This window comes from Microcoleus sp. AR_TQ3_B6 (assembly GCF_036702785.1).
GTDB lineage: Bacteria > Cyanobacteriota > Cyanobacteriia > Cyanobacteriales > Microcoleaceae > Microcoleus.
Genome location: NZ_JAUBVJ010000062.1, coordinates 29381 through 51529 on the forward strand (window position 1 = coordinate 29381; position 22149 = coordinate 51529).

13 protein-coding genes, 1 tRNA gene and 2 pseudogenes are annotated in these 22149 nt (G+C 45.8%); 9 read left to right on the forward strand and 7 right to left on the reverse strand.

The window, feature by feature from the left end; all coding sequences use genetic code 11:
* The first annotated feature begins 345 nt into the window (after positions 1-345).
* Positions 346-5160, forward strand: coding sequence for a glutamate synthase-related protein (locus QUB56_RS25145; protein ID WP_332958911.1), 4815 nt, complete (start codon positions 346-348; stop codon positions 5158-5160).
* A gap of 221 nt (positions 5161-5381) precedes the next feature.
* Here QUB56_RS25145 and QUB56_RS25150 read toward each other — a convergent pair whose 3' ends face one another.
* The 3 genes from QUB56_RS25150 to QUB56_RS25160 form a co-directional block, all read right to left on the reverse strand.
* Positions 5382-8516 (reverse strand): hypothetical protein, encoded by a 3135-nt coding sequence (locus QUB56_RS25150; RefSeq protein ID WP_332958912.1) that lies wholly within the window; start codon positions 8514-8516, stop codon positions 5382-5384.
* A complete protein-coding gene (locus QUB56_RS25155) occupies positions 8513-10093 on the reverse strand; it encodes a serine protease (protein ID WP_332958913.1) in 1581 nt (526 codons plus the stop codon). The genes QUB56_RS25150 and QUB56_RS25155 overlap by 4 nt, the downstream gene beginning before the upstream one ends.
* 296 nt (positions 10094-10389) lie before the next feature.
* Positions 10390-10686, reverse strand: coding sequence for a CU044_2847 family protein (locus QUB56_RS25160; protein ID WP_332958914.1), 297 nt, complete (start codon positions 10684-10686; stop codon positions 10390-10392).
* A 195-nt stretch (positions 10687-10881) separates the two neighbouring features.
* Between QUB56_RS25160 and QUB56_RS25165 the strand changes: the two genes are divergently transcribed.
* Complete coding sequence (locus tag QUB56_RS25165; RefSeq protein WP_332958915.1) at positions 10882-11079, forward strand: hypothetical protein; 198 nt, start codon at positions 10882-10884, stop codon at positions 11077-11079.
* 34 nt (positions 11080-11113) lie between these two features.
* Here the strand turns inward: QUB56_RS25165 and QUB56_RS37385 are convergent, their stop codons facing one another.
* Positions 11114-11269 carry a Uma2 family endonuclease gene (locus QUB56_RS37385; RefSeq protein ID WP_445243392.1) on the reverse strand — a complete coding sequence of 52 codons (156 nt, stop codon included), beginning with the start codon at positions 11267-11269 and terminating at the stop codon, positions 11114-11116.
* Positions 11270-11949: 680 nt separating this feature from the next.
* Here QUB56_RS37385 and QUB56_RS25170 point away from each other — a divergent pair.
* The 6 genes from QUB56_RS25170 to QUB56_RS25195 all read left to right on the forward strand — a co-directional run bounded on the left by QUB56_RS25170 (position 11950) and on the right by QUB56_RS25195 (position 17775).
* Positions 11950-12153, forward strand: coding sequence for a hypothetical protein (locus QUB56_RS25170; protein ID WP_006631616.1), 204 nt, complete (start codon positions 11950-11952; stop codon positions 12151-12153).
* 153 nt (positions 12154-12306) lie between these two features.
* A tRNA-Ala gene (locus tag QUB56_RS25175) sits at positions 12307-12379 on the forward strand.
* 1239 nt (positions 12380-13618) lie between these two features.
* Complete coding sequence (locus QUB56_RS25180) at positions 13619-14473, forward strand: DUF2382 domain-containing protein (RefSeq protein WP_332958916.1); 855 nt, start codon at positions 13619-13621, stop codon at positions 14471-14473.
* 202 nt (positions 14474-14675) lie between these two features.
* Positions 14676-15569 carry a DUF2382 domain-containing protein gene (locus QUB56_RS25185; protein WP_332958917.1) on the forward strand — a complete coding sequence of 298 codons (894 nt, stop codon included), beginning with the start codon at positions 14676-14678 and terminating at the stop codon, positions 15567-15569.
* Positions 15570-15859: 290 nt separating this feature from the next.
* Entirely contained in the window at positions 15860-16345 is a 486-nt protein-coding gene (locus tag QUB56_RS25190) for a glutathione peroxidase (RefSeq protein WP_332958918.1), read from the forward strand.
* 968 nt (positions 16346-17313) lie between these two features.
* Positions 17314-17775, forward strand: coding sequence for a VOC family protein (locus tag QUB56_RS25195; protein WP_332958919.1), 462 nt, complete (start codon positions 17314-17316; stop codon positions 17773-17775).
* A 94-nt stretch (positions 17776-17869) separates the two neighbouring features.
* Here QUB56_RS25195 and QUB56_RS25200 read toward each other — a convergent pair whose 3' ends face one another.
* The 3 genes and pseudogenes from QUB56_RS25200 to QUB56_RS25210 all read right to left on the reverse strand — a co-directional run.
* On the reverse strand, positions 17870-20455 hold the full coding sequence (locus QUB56_RS25200; protein WP_332958920.1) for a PAS domain S-box protein: 2586 nt from the start codon (positions 20453-20455) through the stop codon (positions 17870-17872).
* A gap of 130 nt (positions 20456-20585) precedes the next feature.
* Entirely contained in the window at positions 20586-20912 is a 327-nt protein-coding gene (locus QUB56_RS25205) for a hypothetical protein (RefSeq protein WP_332958921.1), read from the reverse strand.
* Positions 20913-21347: 435 nt separating this feature from the next.
* Positions 21348-21759: pseudogene (locus tag QUB56_RS25210) on the reverse strand (ATP-binding protein); the annotation flags it as partial.
* 166 nt (positions 21760-21925) lie between these two features.
* Between QUB56_RS25210 and QUB56_RS25215 the strand changes: the two are divergent.
* Positions 21926-22149, forward strand: a pseudogene (locus QUB56_RS25215) (ISL3 family transposase); the annotation flags it as partial.

A 22149-nucleotide genomic window follows, 5' to 3' on the forward strand; every position in this document is an offset into this window, starting at 1 on the left:
TGCGGACTAAGGAAAAAAACAGACAAAAAACTCGACAAGCGCAGCTATCCCGTAGGGAATCGCCTGCAATGTATCTAGTCTCCGGGCGGCGATCGCCTGCTGAAGCACTGCTTTTTAACAGCAGGGTATTCTAGGAGACATCTCCGAGACGATGCGAGCGAGATAATTTAAAATCTGCAAACATGGTTTCAGTGCTAAGTACAGGCAGCATAGACGTAAATTTTTATCAAATCAGCTTACAGTGTGCTGTTTTAAAGTTTACTAGGCTCCCACCGCTCGGCAGCCTTCTCTCCGAGCTATAAAAACGCATCCACCACACAATCACGGAAATAACATTCAATCAATATGGGTAATACGATCGATCCAAACAGAAACGTGCATCAGACTGAGCGAGGAACTCCCTATGCCGGCCAAAGCTGGTTAGTGGAAGAAAGAGATGCCTGCGGTGTGGGCTTTATTGCCAACCAAAGCGGCGAAGCTACCCACTCGATTATTCAAAAAGCCCTGCCAGCTTTAACTTGTCTGGAACATCGCGGCGGTTGCAGCGCCGATCGAGATTCCGGCGACGGTGCGGGTTTGATGACCGCGATTCCTTGGGAATTGCTGGATACTTGGTTTGCCGAACAGGGAATTGTGCCTCCCGCACGGGAAAACTGCGGCGTGGGAATGCTGTTTCTGTCTCAAGATAAATTTCAAGCGACTATAGCACGGCAGGTGGTTGAGCAAGTTCTGGCCGAGCGCGGGCTGAAACTTTTGGGATGGCGCCAAGTTCCCATTGTACCGTCGGTTTTGGGCGAGCAAGCGCTAGAACATCAACCTCAAATCGAACAAGTAATTGTCAGTTCACCGCACTTAGCCGGAGACGAACTCGACAGAAAGCTATTTCTGGCGCGCCGCTCGATCGGACACGCGCTGTCAAATCGCCCCAACTTCACCCGCCGAGACTTTTATACTTGCTCTTTTTCCTGCCGCACGATCGTCTATAAAGGCATGGTGCGATCGGCCGTACTGGGAGAATTTTACCAAGACCTGAAAAATCCCGCTTATAAAAGCTCCTTTGCCGTCTATCACCGGCGCTTCAGCACCAACACGATGCCCCGCTGGCACTTAGCCCAGCCGATGCGCTTGCTGGGACACAACGGGGAAATTAACACGCTGTTGGGCAATATTACCTGGATGAAGGCGCGGCAAGCCAATTTATCTCACCCGAATTGGAGTCAAGCGGACATCGACACGTTCAACCCAATTGTCAAATCCGAAAGCAGCGATTCGGCAAACTTGGACAACGTGATGGAGTTGTTGGTGCACTCGGGCCGCACTCCCCTAGAATCCCTGACAATTATGGTACCCGAAGCCTACAAAAATCAGCCGGATTTGGCTCCCTATCCAGAAATTGTCGATTTTTACGAGTATTACAGCGGCATTCAAGAACCTTGGGACGGCCCGGCACTGCTGGTGTTCAGCGACGGCAAACAAGTAGGTGCTACGCTCGATCGCAACGGTTTGCGGCCGGCCCGCTACTGCATTACTAAAGACGGTTTGGTAATTGTGGCTTCCGAAGCGGGAGTTGTCGATATTCCCGAAGCAGATATTGTCGAAACAGGCCGTTTGGGGCCAGGACAAATGATTGCAGTTGACCTGCAAACTCAAGAAATTCTCAAAAATTGGCAACTCAAGCAGCGGATTGCTAAGCGGCACCCCTACGGCGAATGGCTGAAACAAAACCGCGAAATCTTGCAGCCGCAGCCTTTTGCCGAAACACCAACCCTCGACTCGCAAACGCTGTTAGCAACCCAAACTGCTTTTGGCTACACAGCCGAAGATTTGGACATGGTGATCGTCGAGATGGCGAGCTCTGGGAAAGAACCGACTTTCTGCATGGGCGATGACGTTCCCTTGGCTGTGCTGTCAGAAAAGCCTCAGTTGCTGTACAACTATTTCAAACAGCGGTTCGCTCAAGTGACAAATCCGCCGATCGACCCCCTGCGCGAGGGGATGGTGATGTCGCTGACGATGAGTGTGGGCCTGCGGGGCAATTTACTGCAAGCAGTGCCGGAAAATGCCAAGCGGCTGAAAATTGATTCCCCCGTACTCAACGACGCTGAACTGTCTTTCTTGAAAGATCAAAAGTCTTTCCCGGCAACTGAATTGTCAACGCTTTACAAAATTGCTGCCGGGCCTTTTGGTTTGAAAACCGCAGTCGAGCAACTTTGTCAAGAGGCGGCTCAAGCTGTGCGCGAGGGTGCGAGAATTCTGATTTTGAGCGATCGAGTCTCGAAGGAAGAAGGAAGAAGGAAGAAGGAAGAAGGAAGAGGGGAGAAGGAAGAGGGAGATTTATCTGCTGGTAAATTGAGTGCTGAATGTACTTACATTCCGCCCTTGCTGGCAGTTGGTGCGGTTCACCACCACTTAATTGCCGTCGGGCTGCGGATGCAAACTTCTCTAGTTGTCGATACCGCCCAATGTTGGAGCACTCACCACTTCGCTTGTTTGATGGGTTACGGTGCGGTGGCTATTTGCCCTTACTTGGCATTGGAAAGCGTGCGCGCCTGGTGGTCTGACCCCAAGACTCAAAACTTGATGCAGCACGGCAAAGTTCCCAATATTACCGTGACCCAGGCTCAAGCTAGATACCGCACAGCGGTGGAAAACGGCTTGCTGAAGATTTTGTCAAAAATGGGGATTTCGCTGCTGTCTAGCTATCAAGGAGGGCAAATCTTTGAGGCGATAGGCATTGGCGCTGATTTGCTCGATTTGGGTTTCAAAGGCACTGTTTCCCGCATCGGCGGTTTGAGTGTGGCGGAACTGGCTAACGAGGTAATGTCTTTCCACAGTCAGGCTTTCCCAGAATTGGTTCTGAAAAAGCTGGAAAACTTCGGCTTCGTGCAGTACCGCCGGGGCGGTGAATATCACATGAACAGCCCGGAAATGGCGAAGGCTTTGCACAAGGCTGTGACTACTTTTAACGAAGGAAGAAGGAAGAAGGAAGAAGGAAGAAGGGAAGAGGAAGAAGGAAGCAACGGTAACGGCAATGGGGCCGAACCAAAAATGGAACCAATTGGTTCCAAAAATTCTGAAACGGCTTACGATCACTACGAGGTTTACAAGCAACTGCTCGAAAATCGCCCGGTAACGGCTTTGCGGGATTTGCTGGATTTTGTCAGCGATCGCCCTTCTATTGCGATAGAAGAAGTAGAATCTGTAGCAGATATTGTCAAGCGGTTCGCCACCGGCGGTATGTCCCTCGGCGCTTTGTCCCCGGAAGCCCACGAAACGCTAGCGATTGCGATGAACCGCATCGGCGGCAAATCCAACTCCGGGGAAGGCGGCGAAGACCCGGTGCGCTACAAAGTGCTAAACGATGTGAGTGCGGCGGGTCTCTCACAAACGCTACCTCACTTAAAAGGTTTGCAGAACGGCGATACAGCTTCTTCATCCATCAAACAGGTAGCTTCGGGACGCTTCGGGGTGACTCCTGAGTACCTGATGAACGCCAAACAAATCGAAATTAAAATCGCACAAGGTGCGAAACCGGGTGAAGGCGGTCAATTGCCAGGGGCGAAAGTGAGCGAGTACATTGCTTATTTGCGCCGGTCGAAACCGGGTGTGACGCTGATTTCGCCTCCTCCTCACCACGATATTTATTCGATCGAGGATTTGGCGCAGTTGATTTTTGACTTGCACCAAATCAATCCGCAAGCAGGAGTTTCGGTGAAGTTGGTGTCGGAAGTCGGCATCGGGACTGTAGCGGCCGGTGTCGCCAAGGCAAATGCTGATGTGATTCAAATTTCCGGTCACGATGGCGGCACCGGTGCTTCGCCACTGAGTTCGATTAAGCACGCAGGTTCTCCGTGGGAACTCGGATTGACAGAAGTGCACCGGGTGCTGATGGAAAATAAATTGCGCGATCGAGTTCTGCTCCGGGTTGACGGTGGCTTTAAAAGCGGCTGGGACGTGATTGTAGGCGCTTTGATGGGCGGCGAAGAGTACGGTTTCGGCACGGTGGCGATGATTGCCGAAGGCTGTATTATGGCTCGCGTTTGCCACATGAATACTTGTCCGGTGGGGGTGACAACTCAACAAGAACACTTGCGGAAACGGTTCCCCGGTACGCCGGAACACGTTGTTAATTTCTTCTATTTCGTAGCACAAGAAGTGCGGAGTTTGCTGGCGAAATTGGGTTATAAGTCGATCGCAGATATCATCGGCCGCGCGGATTTGCTGAAAATGCGCGATGGGGTGAAACTAACTAAAACCCAAGCGATTAATTTGGATTGTTTGATTAAGTTACCGGATACTAAGAACGATCGATCTTTCTTGGTACACGAACCCGTCCACAGCAACGGCCCGGTTTTGGATGACGATTTGCTGGCGGATGCTGAGATTCAAAGTGCGATCGCCCATCACGGCACTGTTACCAAGAGTGTAAAATTGGTGAATACCGATCGCACTGTGGGCGCGCGTTTGGCAGGTGCGATCGCACAGCAACACGGCAACACCGGCTTTAGCGGTCAAATTACCCTCAATTGCACTGGTAGCGCGGGCCAAAGCTTCGGCGCGTTCAATTTGCCGGGGATGACGCTGGTACTGTCTGGCCAAGCTAATGACTACGTTGGTAAGGGAATGCACGGCGGCGAAATCGCGATCGCACCGCCGGCTGGTGCGACTTATGATGCTTCCGAAAATGCGATCGTCGGTAACACTTGTTTGTACGGCGCGACTGGGGGAACTCTGTTGGCTGCGGGTAAAGCTGGCGAACGGTTTGCGGTGCGCAACTCGATGGCGAAAGCTGTGATCGAGGGTGCGGGCGATCACTGCTGCGAGTACATGACTGGCGGCGCGATCGTGGTGTTGGGAAAAGTCGGCCGCAACGTCGGCGCTGGAATGACTGGCGGCTTGGCTTATTTCCTCGATGAAGATGGCAGTTTCCCGGCTCATGTCAACGGGGAGATTGTGAAGGTGCAGCGCGTTTGTACGGCGGCTGGGGAGGCGCAGTTGAAGGAGTTGATTGAGGCTCAGCGCGATCGAACTGGCAGCAAGAAAGCTGAAAAGATTTTAGCAAATTGGTCGGAATATTTGCCTAAGTTCTGGCAACTTGTGCCGCCGAGTGAAGCGAATTCGCCGGAGGCTTCGGAACAAAAGATCGCTGTGGAAGCGTAATTTTCCAGTTGGTTAAATAGATGAGGGGCGACGCGAGTTGTCCCTTTTTTTTATCTACTTAAGTTGCAAATTATTAATAATTCAATACGGTTCAGTTAAGCCCGATCCCCCCTAGCCCCCCTTAAGAAGGGGGGGACAAGAACTTACTCAAAGTCCCCCTTCTTAAGGGGGATTTAGGGGGATCTCGCCCGGAATAAACAGTTTTAACTGAACCGTATTGATTAATAATTGCTATTTTTTACAGCCCGTTCTCGAACCCAACGCTCTAATAATGGCACTTCAAAAACATAACCATTATCTGTTTGCTCAATCACATGATATCGTGTCAATCGCCTGATTGCCGCATCTGTTAAATCTTGTACATAGCCCGGAGCTAAGCCATTTGCTAAGTCTAACAGGAATTCTTGTCCGGCAATTATTTCTGCCGGATTATTACCTGTAAATTCTGTCCAGACATTGGTAAAATAAGGTTCGCCGTTAGTGAAAGCTTCAGGAATCGCAGCTTGCAATAAATCCGGTGTTACCAATTGAGTATGATTTAAGTTTGCCTGAGTGACAAGAGCAGAGCCAAGGAGTTGCAGCAGGTATGGCTGACAGCGAGTCAGTTGAATAATGTGGTCAACAATACCTCGATCGTAACGCAGGGCGAATTCTGGGTCAGGATCGGTTAGTAAACCTTCGGCTTCATCTGGTTCTAGATAAGTCATTTCTAGGGGGACAACGCTGATAAAATAGCTGCTCCAGTTGGGGCCGAGTTCGTCTAGAGTTTGGACGCCAGAGAAGAGAAAAGCTAGGGAATCATAGTGCTGAATCAGGTGGCGGAGTTCGTCAAATAAGTTGATACTTAAGCGTTTTTCCTTGATAGCAGTGCCAATTTTTTCAAATTCATCAAGGTTGAGGAGAAGGCGTCGTTCTCCAAGTCGGGGAATTGCTTGTTCGAGCCAATCTTCTAAGGCAATATAAGGAGTTTCCAGAAATTCTTTGCGTGTGGGAATGATTGGTAATTCGATGCCTTGACAGCGACTATCGCGGTGGATGGCACGAATTAATCCTTGACAAAATGCAGCTTCATCTGTAGTTATAGCGGAACTTTGTAAATCTACGTAAACGGGGAGTAAGTTACTGGGTAAGAGGCGGGGTAAGTTATACAGAAACGAGGTTTTGCCACAGCGCCGGGGGCCGTGTAAAACGAGGGTGGGACGATTGCGATCGAGAATTAAGCGGACAATTTGATCGGCAAAAGTTTGGCGACCTCTGAACAGGTTAGCACGCTCAGAACGCAGTGGATTGCCGTATTGGAATGGGTTAAGTAGTTCATCTTGAGATTGTTTCTGCTGTTCTTGCAACTCTAGCTCGATTACTCGTTGCCACCTTACTAAAACTGGTTTCCAGCGTTTTATTGCCCCTGTTGTGAGTCCTAATTCAGGCAGTTGTAACTGCAATCTGAGCAGATCGGTGTGGATTGGCTCTAAGGCGCGTTTGCGTATACCAATGTTTCCTGCTTTTAATGCAGCATCCACATCTTTAGCAACTGTTTGCAGGCGCGGCAATAGTTTATTGATGTCTGTACCATCTTCTATATCAAATGGCCAATTATTTGCGAAATAGCTGGTCAAAATGCCTGCCATAACACTGCCAACAATACTTCCAATAATTGTTTCTATCAGCCGGGTACTTAGAATAAAAATAACACCTGTTATTATGCTACCTAAAACACTTGTAAAAATGAACAATCCGCGAAATATAGAGTTATTATTTGAGGATAATTTTTGTAGAAACTCTGTGTTTCCTACTAGATTTCGGCTTTGATAGAATGTTGGTGCTAGTAAAGGTAAAAATGGATGTTCTGGTGTGGCTATGGCGATGAGTTCCGAAATATTTTCAATTGCCGTTAATTGATCTGTAATAATTTGAGGTAATGCCACTTTAATCGTAACTTTCAAGCCTGGTAGCGGTGATGCTTGCATTTTCTGAAAAGTTGCCAGTGTTGCTGAGGCATCGGTGCGGAAGGCGGCAGCTAAGATGCGATGGTGATTGGGTAGAGGTAGCCAAGCCAACTCGGTGGTATAAGGGGGTAGTAAGTAAAGTAATCGCACAGGATTGCGATCCTCGAAAGGTTTTACTAAAAGAATTGCTAGTACGAAGTCGATTAGTGTGAGAATTAAATAGTCTGGTAGTCGGTAGTAACTCATCAAAGTTACTGGCATTGCTAAAATTGATACCCAGCCCTGATGCTCGAAGCCTAAAGCTGTTAGCGTGAGTGCGGTAATTATTGCTAACCAATTTTGCATGATTGGGGAGAGACTGGCAGCAATTAGCCAGCACATTAGCAAAAAGAGAGGTAAAGGTAAAGTTGCAATGCTTCCCACGATGCCTCCTACAACGCCTCCCACGACACCTCCCACGACACCTCCCACGATGCTTCCCACGATGTTTAGTACGATGTCTCTTACGATCGTCATGATGCTGATGCTTCGCACGAAGCCTCGCATGATGTTTACCAGAATTTTTCTCACAACCATTATCACGACACCCGCCACGACGCCTCCCACGACGCCTCCCATGACGACCGTTGCGAGACCTCCCACAACGCCTCCCACGACGACTGTCGAGAGACCTCCCACAACGCCTCCTGCGACGGCCGCCACAATTCTTCCCATGATGCTTCCCACGAGAAATAACATCTTGGAGTGGTTCATTTCGACTTCATAGCTCGTTAGGGTATCAACCCATATCAACAGTAATAAGCCGATTAATCCACTGGCTGCCAGAGCAAAATACCAATTCTGTGTCGCCAACCAACTTCCTAACAATGTACTTAGTGTTCCGCCGACCGCGATGACATTGCGAGCTAAAAAAAGGCGCTTCCTATTTAGCAGCCACGCACCCAAACACGTGGTAATAATTAAAGCCAATATGCCGAAAAATATACCCCTTGCTAGTTGGGAAAATGGAGGTAAAATACCCCTTACCTGATCCACTACAATTAGATAAACTTGAGGATTTATCAGATAAACAAAATCAACCAGTAGTAGTATATGCCAGCCCATTGATAAGCACAAGAAGCCAATGCTATAAGCAGTCGCGATCGCTCCCAACAGCAAGAGCAAATCGAGGGCTTGACCATGCAATGCAATTCCAGAAATCAGCGGTAAACTAAACAAAAATATCAGCAGTAAAAACTGACCAATAAAGCGATTATTTCCCAACAGTAAAATATCCCAGGAATGTGTATCCGATCGCAATCCATCCTTTTCTTCAGCAGGAGCCCATTCATTCATCCGCTGCTGAAGCCTTGAAGGACAAAACATTGCCCAGTACCACAACTCCCAAGTCTCCCGGAGAAACCTCTTCATCGCTGATTCCTCACAAACTCTGCAAAAGCACTGCTAAATAATCCACCATCCCATCGCAACAAACCGTGACGCTTGAGGCTATCAACTACAGCATCCGATTGAGTTAAAATCTTACCACCAGCATTTTTCATAATTTGACGTTCCGATGCAGTCAAATCAGCCCAAAGTTCTTCAAAGCGGGGAGTTGCTTGGTAAATAAACTCAATCCGTGCTTGTTCGTAATCCCCGTACTGCCAAAACATTGATGCTGCCATTTTGACATAAAAAGGCAAACCGCCAGTAAGTTCATCAATCCAGTCGATTAACCGATCGGGTACAACATCCATTTCACCGCTTTGGATAAACCCATCTTTGACTAAATCATGCCAAAATTCCTCCTCCAATGCACCCAAAATTTCCGTACTAAAAAGATTGGGAAAACGCGATGTAGGAAAACGAGTTCTCCAGTCTTCGCTTAAAGGACGCTTGCTGGCAATTACCATCGCCAACATACCGTCACAAGCTTTGGCACGCCAATCTTCTCCCCAATCCTGAAATAGTTCTAAACGTCGGATAATTCCTTCAAACTCATCTAGGATCACAATCAAGCGATAACCCCGATCCCGCAACCAGATAAAACCATCTTCCACCTCAAAAGGATCGTCATTAACATCCTGCCTCCAAGGTTCAGTTCCTGTTTGTTTTAAAATCTCCCGCCGCAGTCCCTCAATGATGCCTTTTGGCGTGTGAAATTTGGGAGATTGTAAATCTAAAGTCACAATTAATGGTTTTTGTTGAGGTTGACAAAACTTTTCGGTACGTTCTCTAATCAACCGCAAGAGGGAAGTTTTGCCATTGCGTCGCATTCCTACTATATTGATACACTGAGAACTGATAGCACCAATCCGACTTTTAACCTCTAAAATAGCTTTTTTCCGTCCATAAAAGCGTTCTGGCGAGACTGGCGTGCCGTAGTCAAAGGGATTGATACCTGTTTTTTTTGAATTATTTTGATGAAACCGCTGATTGAGTTCTGCTAGTTCAGGAAATTGGGCAAAAATTATACTTACAGGTACGGCTCGCCCTCCTAAATCCATGCTAGGATTGCGAGAAATATTCAGAATTCCACAAACTTTTCCCGTGCGCTGATTGAGTAATGGTGAACCGCTAGTTCCAGGTTTTGCCTGTCCTCCTTTCAAATTGTATAGTGGCGAATTGTTTTTGATGCTTTCACCTTCATACTTAAAGGTAGCAGAATCACCCTCGGGATAATCTTGGGGATAGCCATAGATAAATAAGTCATCGCTCAATTCAGGAGATGACAAGTCAAAATTGACACAAGGATGATCTATATCTGGCGGATTCAACTTTAATAGTGCTAAATCTAGATGCTTTTCTAGTGGAATATTTTCAATACTAGCAATGTATTGCTGATTTTTGTACGGCCAGAATACATTGATTTTTTCAGGATTAGCTGATTTAACGACATGAGCGCAGGTGAGAATTAGTTGTGGGGCAACAAAAAAACCAGTTCCATGACCACCGGGAACGCTCACTCGCAGGGTACATTGTTCTAAGAGTTTAGTGATATGTGTCATATTTGGGTGTTAGCGATTAGTCACTCTATGCAGTTGAGATATCAGGATACGGCAGTGCCAATTGGTATCAACTAGCCCGTCAAATCCGTTAGTCAGTCCGCGAGTCCGCCAGGGGTTGAAACCCCTGTCTAATAGCGAAAGTCCTCTAAAAGAGGACTAATGAGTTGAAAATTCTTCTCTTCAGTCCTCTTGAGAGGACTTTAGCTTTGAGACAGGGAATTCATTCCCTGTCGGACTATCGGTTTTACGTGTTTGTTGACACTAATGAACATTGCTGTGTCCTCCATTTGTTGGAATTACTTGCCCCACTCTAAAGTAATTTCTAGGTTTCCTTTGCTAGAACCTTTGACAATTAATGTTGTAATTTGTCCAGATTCAATGGCAATCTCTAAGCCAAATTTAATGGTGGCTTTATCTGGTTTGACTTCTTGCAAAACTCCTGATAGTTCTTTCGCAATTGCCTTGATGGCATCTGTTGCTTGCTTGAAAGGTCGGTTACCAAAAGCGATTTCCTGGTCGCCAATTGGTGTGGCTTCGACTCTGACAATTGTGCCGTCAGACAGTTCTAGGGGAATAATTGTTGTTTGTTCCATGCTTTTGCCTGCTGTGCTGTTTATTTTAGATAAATTATTCTCTAGGATAAGCTTTTTTTCCTAAAATTGCTACTAAGATTGCACTTCGGGACGGGCAAGATGCCCATCCCACAAGAGTTAAAATTAGTCCGGGACGCAGGGTGTTCAGAAACCGGGTTTTGGCGAAAATACTTCGTTACACTATGGATATACGTTGTGACGAATTCTCGGCAACAGCAAGTCACCTCAATCTACTCCCTCGCCCAACGCCGGCGGTGTTACGCAATGCAAGAAAAATACGGCTGGCGACTGCTACGAATCAAACGGACAAAAGACTCAATCCTCAACTACTCCTGTATATTGGAATGTGAAACCAGTTTTCCCAACTACATGGATGAAGACGAGGAGGATTAACAAAGAAGTCTTGACAAACTGTTCGACATAAACTTTATACCGAATCGATTAAAATGTATTCTAGAAACTCAGGAATAGAGCGATAATAATCAAACTTATCCCCTCGACCGTAATTTTTCGGACTTTTTGACAAAACTTCAACAATCATCAAAGGATTAATTATTGTATCTGTGCGATCGTCTAAAAGCACTGGTTCGCCTTAAATTACCATCACATTTGGATAAGTAGAGAAATGATAGCGCGGTATCGACAACCCTAAGTCACAGATAAAAAGTTGATACTTTTTTACAGTCAGGCCAAAATTTAAATTAGCCTACAAATTCCCCGCAATATCATTATGATTTGGAGTACGACCACTCATAATAACTATCTCGCCATCAATATATCCACTTTGGGGTTAGCCCACTTCCTTTAGTGCAAAATATTCCTCGGGCGAGGAGAGTTGTTGAGTTTGGGTTAACATAGTTTATATCCTCAACAGCCGTTCATTTTATTTTAATTAAAAGTACACCAATTTTATCAAATTTGCATCGGGTCAGGGTGCGATCGCACTGCTATCAAATCAGTTATACTCAAAGGTCGATCCTCTTCGAGGGCTTCGCTAACGCACCCTAACCCCTCAAAAAAGCGTGTGAAGCGCAGCTATCGGGATCTTAATCCCTCGCTCAAGAGTCAAAAACGCCCCCTCTAAAGTTGAGCTAGCTCTCATTTACTTTGCATATTGTAATTATCAATAAAAGCTATAAGTTTTTCTCAATAGCTTTCCGCTGCTCCCTGCGGGTTTTACAGCAAAATTTAAATACGCCTGAGCTTATCTGCACAGAGCGAAAAGTTTTGTTACAATAGGTAAGCTGTTACAAATCGTAACTTATGCTAGTTTCTATTTTAATAATTGACGTTGCCCTCGTTGCCTGGTCTTTGCACTTAATGCAAGAGGCGATCGCGCAACGGGAATTTTCACTAATGCTAGCCGGCACCCTAGTTGCGGTCTCAGCCGCGGCCCTAGTAGTCGTCTACTTCCTCATGGGGTCTTGTTTGAGCCATTTGACCGAAATATCCCAACACACATACTAAATCATAGTAGGGGATTGACCATTGTCCAGAAGCGAGGAGAGTTTTGTGGAAAAAAAGCCGGAAGCCTTGCCAATACAGGGTTCAAAACTAATTTGCCCAAAAAGCTTGACAAATATTGGTCAGTTAAGGCATGATTGAGAGCGCGAAAAGAAAGGGGAATTAGCTCAGTTGGTAGAGCACTACAATGGCATTGTAGGGGTCAGCGGTTCGAGCCCGCTATTCTCCATATTAGAACCCGCCCACTAAGCGGGTTTTACAGTTTCTACAACAAAACTGCTAGGCTTAGCATTCTCAATTAGGGGTGACCGAATGTGTCAAGGTCAGCCCTTCACTGCGATAAAAATGCGATATCGCCAAAGGCTCAGTAAATGTAGACGTTTCAAGGCTCGGCTGCGGTTAGCGCGATCGTAATCTAAGGTAAACGGTTCTGGTTGTACATTGGTCTACCCAACACGATCGCCAACCGCAAAGCAGCCGAAATCAAACCTCAGACGATGGCGTACCGCCCCGCTACGCTACGATGTTGACCTGACTAGCGGCAACTTCGATCCATCACTAGCTTCATACAAACCTTAAGCACAGTCCGAGGCAATTTCTGTCGTGGAAATGTTCGATCGATTTACCCAGCAGAAACAGCGCACAATCTCGATCGGCCCATTGGCAAAATATCTAAGTTTACAGAAATACGTCTTGGCCTTTTTCAAGGGCAAAACCAGTGTATCTGTCTCCTTTATCTATTGCCGACAAGTTTCGAGCTTATTTGGCACAGAAGCTGGAACCAGGTTCCGTCTTAACCGCAAAAGCATAGAAACTATCAGAACTCAACTCAATCAACTCTGAACTTAAAATTTCTAGCTTTCCCGAAGCCCTCTCCTGCAAGATGAGGGGCTTTGATTTTTGTAATTCACTATGAAATGTTTATTTGTAACATAATGTTTATTTGTAACCATCTACTTAACAATGATTAACAGTAGGGACACGGGGCCCGGCCGTGTCCGGCGCGGGGAGTAGGACAGGGAACAGCCCCGTGTCCCTACGGTTTGCTTTGACTTTTAATAATAGGTATAAGAGGGAGGATTGTAGCCAGACTTTTTCAAATTAGTATGAACAATTATTAACCGTCTAAGCTGACGGTAAGGACACGGCATTGGTGTGTCCCTAGAGATGCTCGGGTACCATCTATATGTAGCACTACTTTTGTGAATTGGTATCAGAAACCCGAATTGGTATAAGTCCTGTTTAATATAAACAGCTCTAATGCTGAGCCTGTCACCAGCCAATATTTCCCTCTAGAGGAACTTTACAACCTTTAGAATAGCTGAGTGCGCTAGCAAAGAAGAGATGGGGCAGTATTCCTATAGTATTAAACGCCCTAAATTATACACTTCAGACTTTAGGGAGATGGAAGTCAACAAATTAATTTCTACTATTAATTTAAGTAGTACAGAAGAAGAGGAAAAAACACATGGCACTTCAAAGATTAGCAGATTTTTATCCTAATTATCAGGAAGAAATCTTTGCTGGAGACGACATCAAGGGATTTGATGTTTATGCTGGTGACACTGATGAAAAAGTAGGCACCGTTTATGACGCTTTGGTTGATGACACGGGTCGTTTCCGCTATCTGGTAATTGATACCGGGATTTGGATTTTTGGGAAAAAAGTATTGCTGCCAATCGGCTCGGCTCGCTTCGACTACGGAGCCCGTCGCGTCTACGCCACAGGTCTTCGCAGCAAAGCTCAAGCAGAACAATTGCCCGCTTACAATGAATTAGAATCAGTAGATTACGATCGCGAAGAACAAGTAAGAGGCGTTTACCGCAATCAAGGAACTGCCGCTGCAAGCACTGCAACTCCTGCTAGCTACGATCGCAGCAGCTACAGCTACGATATCGACCGCCCCCTCTACGAAACCAACGAACAGCAGCACCAAAATCTCAAGCTTTATGAAGAACGCTTGATTGCTAACAAACACCGCGCAAAAACAGGCGAAGTAGCAGTTGGCAAGCGCGTGGAAACTGAAACAGCGCGAGCTTCAGTACCCATTGAAAAAGAACGAGTCGTAATCGAGCGAGTAACGCCCGTAGAAGCCGGTCAAGTAGTTTCAGTCGGTGAGGCTGACTTCCAATCAGGGGAAGTTGCACGCATGGAAGTCTACGAAGAAACTGCCGACATTCACAAGGAAGCTTTTGTCCGCGAAGAAGTCAACGTCAGAAAAGAAGTTGTTCACACCACGGTTGAGGGCGAAGAAACCTTGCGTCGTGAAGAATTAGACATTAAGACCGATGGAACTGCGGTTGTAGATAATAAAGATATCTAAACCAACCGCAACAGGTATTGCATAGGAATTGCGCATTAATTACATAATTCTGTCACTGCGCAGGTGTGAATTGTGGCATCGCGCAATTCCTATATAACGGGGCGGGTGGAGTAAAAAAATTGTCTGGTTTAGCCAAAATTTATGCACTTTTCCCGCCTTTAGCCATGCCTAATAAAAATCCTTAAGTAGGAAAGTTGAAAAAATGAACGGTCAAGCATCGGCAGAAAAGATAGCAACTGCCAAATCCATTACCCGTCTCAACCGGGTGCCGGAAAAAGTCAGAACTAAGCTAAAAAGTTTTACAGTCAAAGACAATAAAGGTCAGTTGGTAGGCAAAATAAAAGATGTCTATTTTGATGCTAGCGGTCAGTTAAACTTTGTGGTGGCAGGGCTAGGCAGCGAAAATACCCGCGTTTTTATACTAAGTATTAAGCTTCTAAAAAAAGTCGATTACCACCAAAAAGCTCTGTTTCTAAGTATTAATTCTAATCAAGTCGATCTGCTGCCGGGAGTTTCGGCAAATGCCGGGTATCCGTCTTTAGAAAATACCTCAGGACCGCATAGTGAGCTTAACAACAGCGAGTTAACAAATCCCTCAACAGCTATGTCAAACCTAACAGATGCCGATCGCACAGATGAAAATTTGGAGACAGAGGAGGATGAAGAAAACTTTGATGTTGTCGATAGAGAAGTAATTCGCCTGCTAGAAGAACGATTGGTGATCAATCGCAGCAAGCGGAAAGTCGGCGAAGTCATCGTGCGCAAAGAAATTGAAACTCGGATGGTACAAGTGCCGATCCAGTGGGAAAAGCTGATTGTCGAACAAGTCGGCGACGATCCAAAGGTGTTGGCAGAAATAGATTTGGGCGAGGGAAGCATCACTGGTATAGATTTGACCGAGGTTAAGAGCGTGAGCCACGAACCGACAGTTAAGGCTGAATTTACCTCTGTGCAGAAAGCTAGCAAAATCTTAAATTCGATCGCCTCTCAACCCCGCCACGGTTGCGTCAAAGTCCGCCTGGAACTCGTTCTGGAAAACAAGGAACTTGAGGATACTTACCAAAAATGGCTCGCGGAAAACCACTCAGATAGTTAAACTCTTCGTCCTCCTCGGTGTGGATTTTAGCTATTAGCGAGAAACTTCAATCTAATAGCGGACTGTGGCGCTCAGTTCTGTGAAGAAAGTTCACCGCCATCGAATAAGATCATCCTCGATAAATTAATCGTAATGTTGCCAGGGGCAGGTTCACCAATATCTATAATATAACCCCGAACTCCGTAAACCCGCCCCGGTCGGGATATTTAAATTTTTAGCGATCGGCATCTAGACAAAATTGTACCGAATTGCGGTAAAATTGTGGTGGCCAAATTTAAAAGTATTTGAAAATGCCCAGCACCATCTCCGACATTAAAGTAAAAACGATCGCAGGCGCAGACAAGCAGCTAGGAGAGTACGCTGGCAAGGTACTCTTGATAGTTAACGTAGCTTCCAAATGTGGCTATACACCTCAATACAAAGGACTCGAAGAATTGAGCCAGAAGTACAGCGCGGCCGGACTCCGCGTTTTAGGATTTCCCTGCAACGACTTCGGAGCTCAAGAACCCGGAAGTAATTCAGAAATAGTCAATTTCTGTACGACAAAATACGGCGTCAGCTTTGAATTATTTGACAAAGTACGCGCTAAAGGCAGTCAGCAGCACCCGCTGTACGCTAAGCTTACGAGTGCAGTCGAACCCCAGGGTGAGGTTTCCTGGAATTTTGAGAAATTCTTAGTTAGCAAACAGGGTGAAGTCGTTGCCCGATTCCGCAGCAGCGTCGCCCCAGATTCGCCAGAACTTATCGCTGCGATTGAGCGAGAATTGGCAAAATAAGAAGAAAGGCAACGAAGCAGTGTATAGGACTTAACGGATGGATGGTTAGGGAAGAGGGAAGAACTTAATGGGCTTTTTTTCTAACTTAAGAGTTGGTTTTTTTTCTTCTCTTCCCCATTCTTGGCAAGCACTCAGCAATTAACAAATACCGATGATTGGATTTAATTGGAGAACGGTTTAATTTAATGGAAAATACATCGGGATTAGATTTAGTTGTAGGCTTACTTGCCTTCGCAATTCTTGCAGGCGGGCTGGCAATGCTATTTGTAGGCATGGCATCGTTCCCTAAAGAAAAATAACAATCTAAAAGTGGTTCGTAGTGAGGAGTTTAGTCCTCAGATTTCCATGAGGACTGACGTCTTCACTACAAACTCTGAATAAATCTAACCGCATTCAATTTTATAGCAACCGCCAAGAAGGTCACAACGTTCTTAATTGCTGAAACCCTTAATGTTATTGCTTCTTCGTTTTTCCGACTTTTATCGGACTTATTAGTTGACACTCCAGGCGCGTGAACGCGCGGGGATTCTTGGTTCACTAACATACCTTTAAACTATTCATCCTTTCGGCAATATTTAAACCAAAAACCCGTCCAATTGAACGAAGCTTCGAGCCTAATTTAAATAGCCCCAGAGGGCTTGTCTCCCCAAGCGTTAAGGGTACACTCCCTTTGTTCCCGTATGCCCGCTCGGTACATCTAAACTACTAAGATTTTGAGTTTTCTGGTATGGGTGCTTATGGCTACCCTAGCTATGTTTTTGTGGTTTTCGCCACCCACGAGACATTATTTTTTCCTAGCCAGTCGTTTTGGGGTTGGTTATCCATTTGTGCTAGCGGTTATTCTACCTGTATCTATTTGTAGTATACTTTACTATGTGGGAAAATTTTACAACTTTTTGGAAATAAAGCCGTCCTAAAAGGACGGGGTTTTCAACCCAATTTTATGATAACATTCGCAATTGACAATCATGCAAACTACCGAAAACACCGTCAAAAATGTACTCGCGCCGGGGAACTTGCGGCGCGTTCACCATATCGCTTTAAACGTGCGCGACATGAAAGCTTCCCGCCACTTCTACGGGACAATTCTCGGTTTGCACGAACTAACAGGTGCAGAAATTCCCGCAACTTTAACAGAAATGGTAGCCGCTGGTAAAGTCGCTAATTTCGTTACCCCAGACGGCACTGTGATTGACCTATTTTGGCAGCCCGACTTGGAACCGCCAAACCCAGACCCCCAGAAGGCTTTTACTCGCGCCAACCACTTAGCCTTCGATATCGAGCCGGATTTGTTCGATCGCGCTCTCGAAGTGCTAAAGTCAAATCAAATTGCGATCGACAGCGGCCCCGTCACTCGCGCTACAGGACGCGGCATTTACTTTTACGATCCTGATGGATTTATCATCGAAATCCGTTGTGATGCAGTTTAAACAGTCGCTATCGGCATCTCACTGCCCACTGCGCATCCTAAATTTACTATTTCGATCGCGATGCGGGTGTGCGCACCCTAGGTTTCAAGTTGTTTTATTTTCCGTCTTTGCTGATAGGTTGCTTCGGCCAAGTAAATCGAAAAGTTGCTCCTTCACCTTCGGCCGATTCTAGGGAAATAGTACCCCCTTGACCTTCGACAATTTTCTTGACCAGCGACAAACCAATGCCAGTATTTTCAACTTTATCGCGAGCTTCCAAGGTCTGAAAAATGACAAAAACTTTATCGTGATATTGAGGATCGATCCCCGGCCCGTCATCCTCTACAGAAAACTCGTAAAACTCATCTAACTCTTTAACCGATATTGTTACGTGACCCGAGTCAGCTCGATTGTGCTTGATGGCATTGCTAATTAAATTAGAAAAAACCTGCTGTAACGGCAATTTTTCCGTCAGAAAAGTTGGCATTCCCGGTTCAACTTTCACCTCAAATCCAGACGGCGGCGCCAAGGAATCAATAATTTCTGCTAATAACTTCTCAACTTTTACCATTTCTGAAGGCACTTCAATGCGTCCGACGCGGGAATATTGCAGCAGTCCCTCAATCAAACCTTCCATACGGTGAACTCTGCCGCGCAGCAGGTTCATTTGGTGCAGAGTATCCTCTGTCATCGACTCGCTGAGGTCTTCTTCTATCCAACTGCTGAGATTTGCGATCGCCCTCAGCGGCGCTTTCAAATCGTGAGAAACTACATAAGCAAACTGGTCTAATTCTTGATTCCGCTTTCTCAAAACATTCGTCGTTTTAGCCAGCATCTTCGCCGTCCAACTCAATTCTTCAGCCCGCAACCGCAGCGATTCCTCAGCTTGTTTGCGTTCCCTAATATCTTCTACCACAGCCATCAGAAATTGAGAGCCATTTTGTTCTCGCAACAGCGAAACCGTCAAGTTTGCCCACACCAACTCTCCGTCGTTGCGGATGTAGCGCTTTTCCAGAGAGAAATTTTCAATTTCTCCTGCTAACAATTGGCGCACCAGTTCCTCTTCGCTTGCTAAATCTTCCTGCCAAGTAATCTCTTGAAATCTTTTCTCCACCAATTTTTGGCGGCTGTAGCCCAAAATTTCGCAAAGTTTTTGATTTACTAACAAAAATTTACCTTCCACAGTCGCTTGGGCCATGCCGACTGCCGCCTGCTCAAAAGTAGCGCGAAACCGCTGCGCGCTTTGGGCTAAAGCAATTTCTGAGCGTTTGCGATCGCTAATATCGTTGCTGATTTCCAAAATAGCCACCGGTTGATCTCGATCGTCGTGCTGCAAAGTCCATCGGCTTGCCACCGTTATTTTTGTGCCGTCTGCCTTGGTGCGCACCAGTTCCCCTTGCCAAGAACCCCGCTCGAAAAACACTTTTTGAATTACCTCCACAGGTTGCGTCCATTCTGTTTGTAAAAGATCGTGAATATTTTTTCCGATTGCTTGCGACTTCCGCCACCCGTAGAGCCACTTTGCCCCCAAATTCCAATAAGAAATCGCCCCGTTCAAGTCTAGTACCGCGATCGTATCGTTCGCCAAATCCAGCATTTGCGCTTGCTTGCGCAGAGTTTCCTCGGCTTCTTTCCGTCCTCGGGCATCGCGGCAAATCGCAATAAACAACTGTTGATTGGCCAGACGCATTTCGCTGACAGCCAACTCCATCGGAAACTTAGTTCCGTCGCTGTGAACTCCAACTGTTTCTTGCTGGTAAGTCTTCAGCTTAGCCTCGGGATTTAACACAAAATATTCGATCGAATAATCCCCGGCGCTGCTGTAAGGCTGCGGTAGAGCTATCAGCCGCCGCAGGTTAGAGCCAATTATGCGATCGGCTTTCTCGCCAAAAATCTTTTCTGCTGCCCTATTAAAAGACTCAATATTTCCCCATGCGTCCAAAGTAATAATACCGTCAGCCGCATTGTCTACCACAGCTTGAATGCGACCTTTACTTTCTTCCCACCCAGCTTCCCGCTTCCTCAATTCCTTCTCTAAACTATCAAATAAATACCAGGAAGCCCCTCCCCCCAAACAGCCGAAAAGCAACGCAGCCACTTGCACAAAATTAGTTAAATCTATCAACTCCCGTATTTGCAGATCTACTGCTTTCTGGTAGGTTTCGCCTACATCAACAAACGCATTAAATTTTTTGCGCAGGTTATCCATCTTCAACTTACCTTGATCGAACACCTGAATTATTTCCGGCGACTGCACGCTAGTTGCCGAACTGTCGAGCTTATTCAAAGTGTTTTGCAAGAAATTTATATGCTGTTCGGTACTTTTTTTAATTTCTTCAAATCGCTGAGCTTGCAGTTTATTTCCTCGAACTGCAACCTTGAGTTTAGCCAGCAGCGGAGGCAAACTCTTCTTGGCTTCTAAGTAGGGTGATAGAAATTCGCGGCGCTTCGTCAATCCGTAACCCCGAATACCTGTTTCGGCATCCACCACCATTGTTAACAAGCGGTTAGTTTCCTGAAGTATTGCCTTATTACTATCGGATCGCTTTCTTATCTGTAGGGTACTATCCCGGAGGCCTGCAATTGCTATCAGCGAAGCAAACAGACAAATCACGGGGATAGCAACTATTACTGTTCCCCGCTGGCGAATTGGTCGGTCTGTCCATACAAATTGGAGGCAGCGATCGAGCAAATACTTCACGGATATTGAAGGAGAAAGTTTGCTGCCAGTATATCGCTTTTTGGCAATTTAGGCTAGGGATAAGTTCGTTTTTTTGATTTCGCGAACCCTGGAAACTAACCGTGGAAACTAGATCGAACCCCTGCGATAACTACCTGCTGACAGTAACAGCAGATTTTTTAGCAAGCTTTTTAAGGGGAGGCAAGGAGAAGGAAAGGCTTTTTTTCGGCAGCGAGACAGCAGGAGAATCAGAAACTAGCCTTTGTGCTTTACTTTCGTTTTCGCCTTCGGCTTTTCCTTTCAAAGTAGAGTCTGTTTCGCAAGCGTTCTGAACACTTGTAACTACAGTAGTCCACCTGCCTGTAGCGGGATCGCGATAACAAGTGAAAGGATTTATTTTTAGCGGTTGACTGCAAGGTGTAATCATGTAGATGCACTCCTGTGATTCTGAGAAATTGCCCACTGCTTTCAGCAGCATTGCTATCTCGCCAGTAAAAGCAACAGTATGAAGGCAAAAAGCAGAATTGTGTTTCTGCCTCCCGAGACCTTTGATAATTCCTGATTTCCTGTTAACTTTTGCCTTCTACTGGTTCGCGACTATCGCATTACTTTTACCAAATTACCTTTCTGCAAGCAACCCCCCACCTCCTCAATCAGGTTGAGGTGCGACTTGTGAATGCAGCGAGGCTGGAGATACTGCCGGACAATTTTGGGATAATATATGTATTGTAAGCTGGAAAAAAATGCTAGTGTGTGATCGGCAACAGAGGTCGATCGCGATCGGTGTCACAATTAAAAAGCGAATTGGTAATTGGTAATGGGGGAATTTGTAATCGGGAATTCTTCCATCTCTTCCTTTCCTTAAATCCCTTAAATTCCGTACACAATTCGTTGCAGAACCCCGTTAAATTCTTTAAATCTCGTACATTTGTCGTTGTATAACTTCCTTATAACTAATATCAACTTTTGCTTTTAAATAAACAGTAAAAGGAGAGCCAACACCCAACTCACTCTCTACAGTGAGATACCCGCCCATCATCTGGCAAAACCAGCGGCTAATCGCCAATCCCAAACCAGTGCCGCCGTACTTGCTAGTAGTCGAAGCATCCCCTTGAATAAAAGGTTGAAACAAACCCTGCTGTTGTTATGCGGACATTCCAATCCCCGTATCACAATCGCTGCCATCTGCTGGGAAAGCGAGTCGCGCCCAACAGTACCGTTCCACCTTGGATAAACTTCAGGGCATTCGAGAGCAAATTGAACAGAATTTGCCGGGCTTTAGTCAAATCTGCATACATCACTCCCAAATTCCCACAATAAAAAACTTGGGTTATTCCTTACTTACTATGCTAAATAAATAGTCAAATTAGTAAATAAATATGAATAAATGTATAAAATATTCACTCAAGTCCTGGCCAGACTTGACATCTAGGTTAGTTTAATTGTTAACTCGATCGTGGTCACCAATACTTTTTAGATAAAATTACAGTCATGGCTACAAAAAACGGGACTAAACTTCTAACAGAAATCCTGAATATAGAAGGAATTAAAGTAATCTCGCATAGTCAACTACCGGGAATTGGAATAATGTTACAAGTTGACTCAATATCCAAAGAAAGTCATTGCCATCGCTGCGGGACAAAAAGTCATAGATTACATCAAAACCATCGATACGTAGTGAAAGATTTATCATGGGGAGAAAAACCAGTATTTTT

Bases quoted from the DNA above. Each gene is read 5' to 3' on its own strand.
- QUB56_RS25145 (WP_332958911.1), top strand. From the start codon at position 346: ATGGGTAATACGATCGATCCAAACAGAAACGTGCATCAGACTGAGCGA.
- QUB56_RS25150 (WP_332958912.1), bottom strand. From the start codon at position 8,516: ATGAAGAGGTTTCTCCGGGAGACTTGGGAGTTGTGGTACTGGGCAATG.
- QUB56_RS25155 (WP_332958913.1), bottom strand. From the start codon at position 10,093: ATGACACATATCACTAAACTCTTAGAACAATGTACCCTGCGAGTGAGC.
- QUB56_RS25160 (WP_332958914.1), bottom strand. From the start codon at position 10,686: ATGGAACAAACAACAATTATTCCCCTAGAACTGTCTGACGGCACAATT.
- QUB56_RS25170 (WP_006631616.1), top strand. From the start codon at position 11,950: ATGCTAGTTTCTATTTTAATAATTGACGTTGCCCTCGTTGCCTGGTCT.
- QUB56_RS25180 (WP_332958916.1), top strand. From the start codon at position 13,619: ATGGCACTTCAAAGATTAGCAGATTTTTATCCTAATTATCAGGAAGAA.
- QUB56_RS25185 (WP_332958917.1), top strand. From the start codon at position 14,676: ATGAACGGTCAAGCATCGGCAGAAAAGATAGCAACTGCCAAATCCATT.
- QUB56_RS25190 (WP_332958918.1), top strand. From the start codon at position 15,860: ATGCCCAGCACCATCTCCGACATTAAAGTAAAAACGATCGCAGGCGCA.
- QUB56_RS25195 (WP_332958919.1), top strand. From the start codon at position 17,314: ATGCAAACTACCGAAAACACCGTCAAAAATGTACTCGCGCCGGGGAAC.
- QUB56_RS25205 (WP_332958921.1), bottom strand. From the start codon at position 20,912: ATGCTGCTGAAAGCAGTGGGCAATTTCTCAGAATCACAGGAGTGCATC.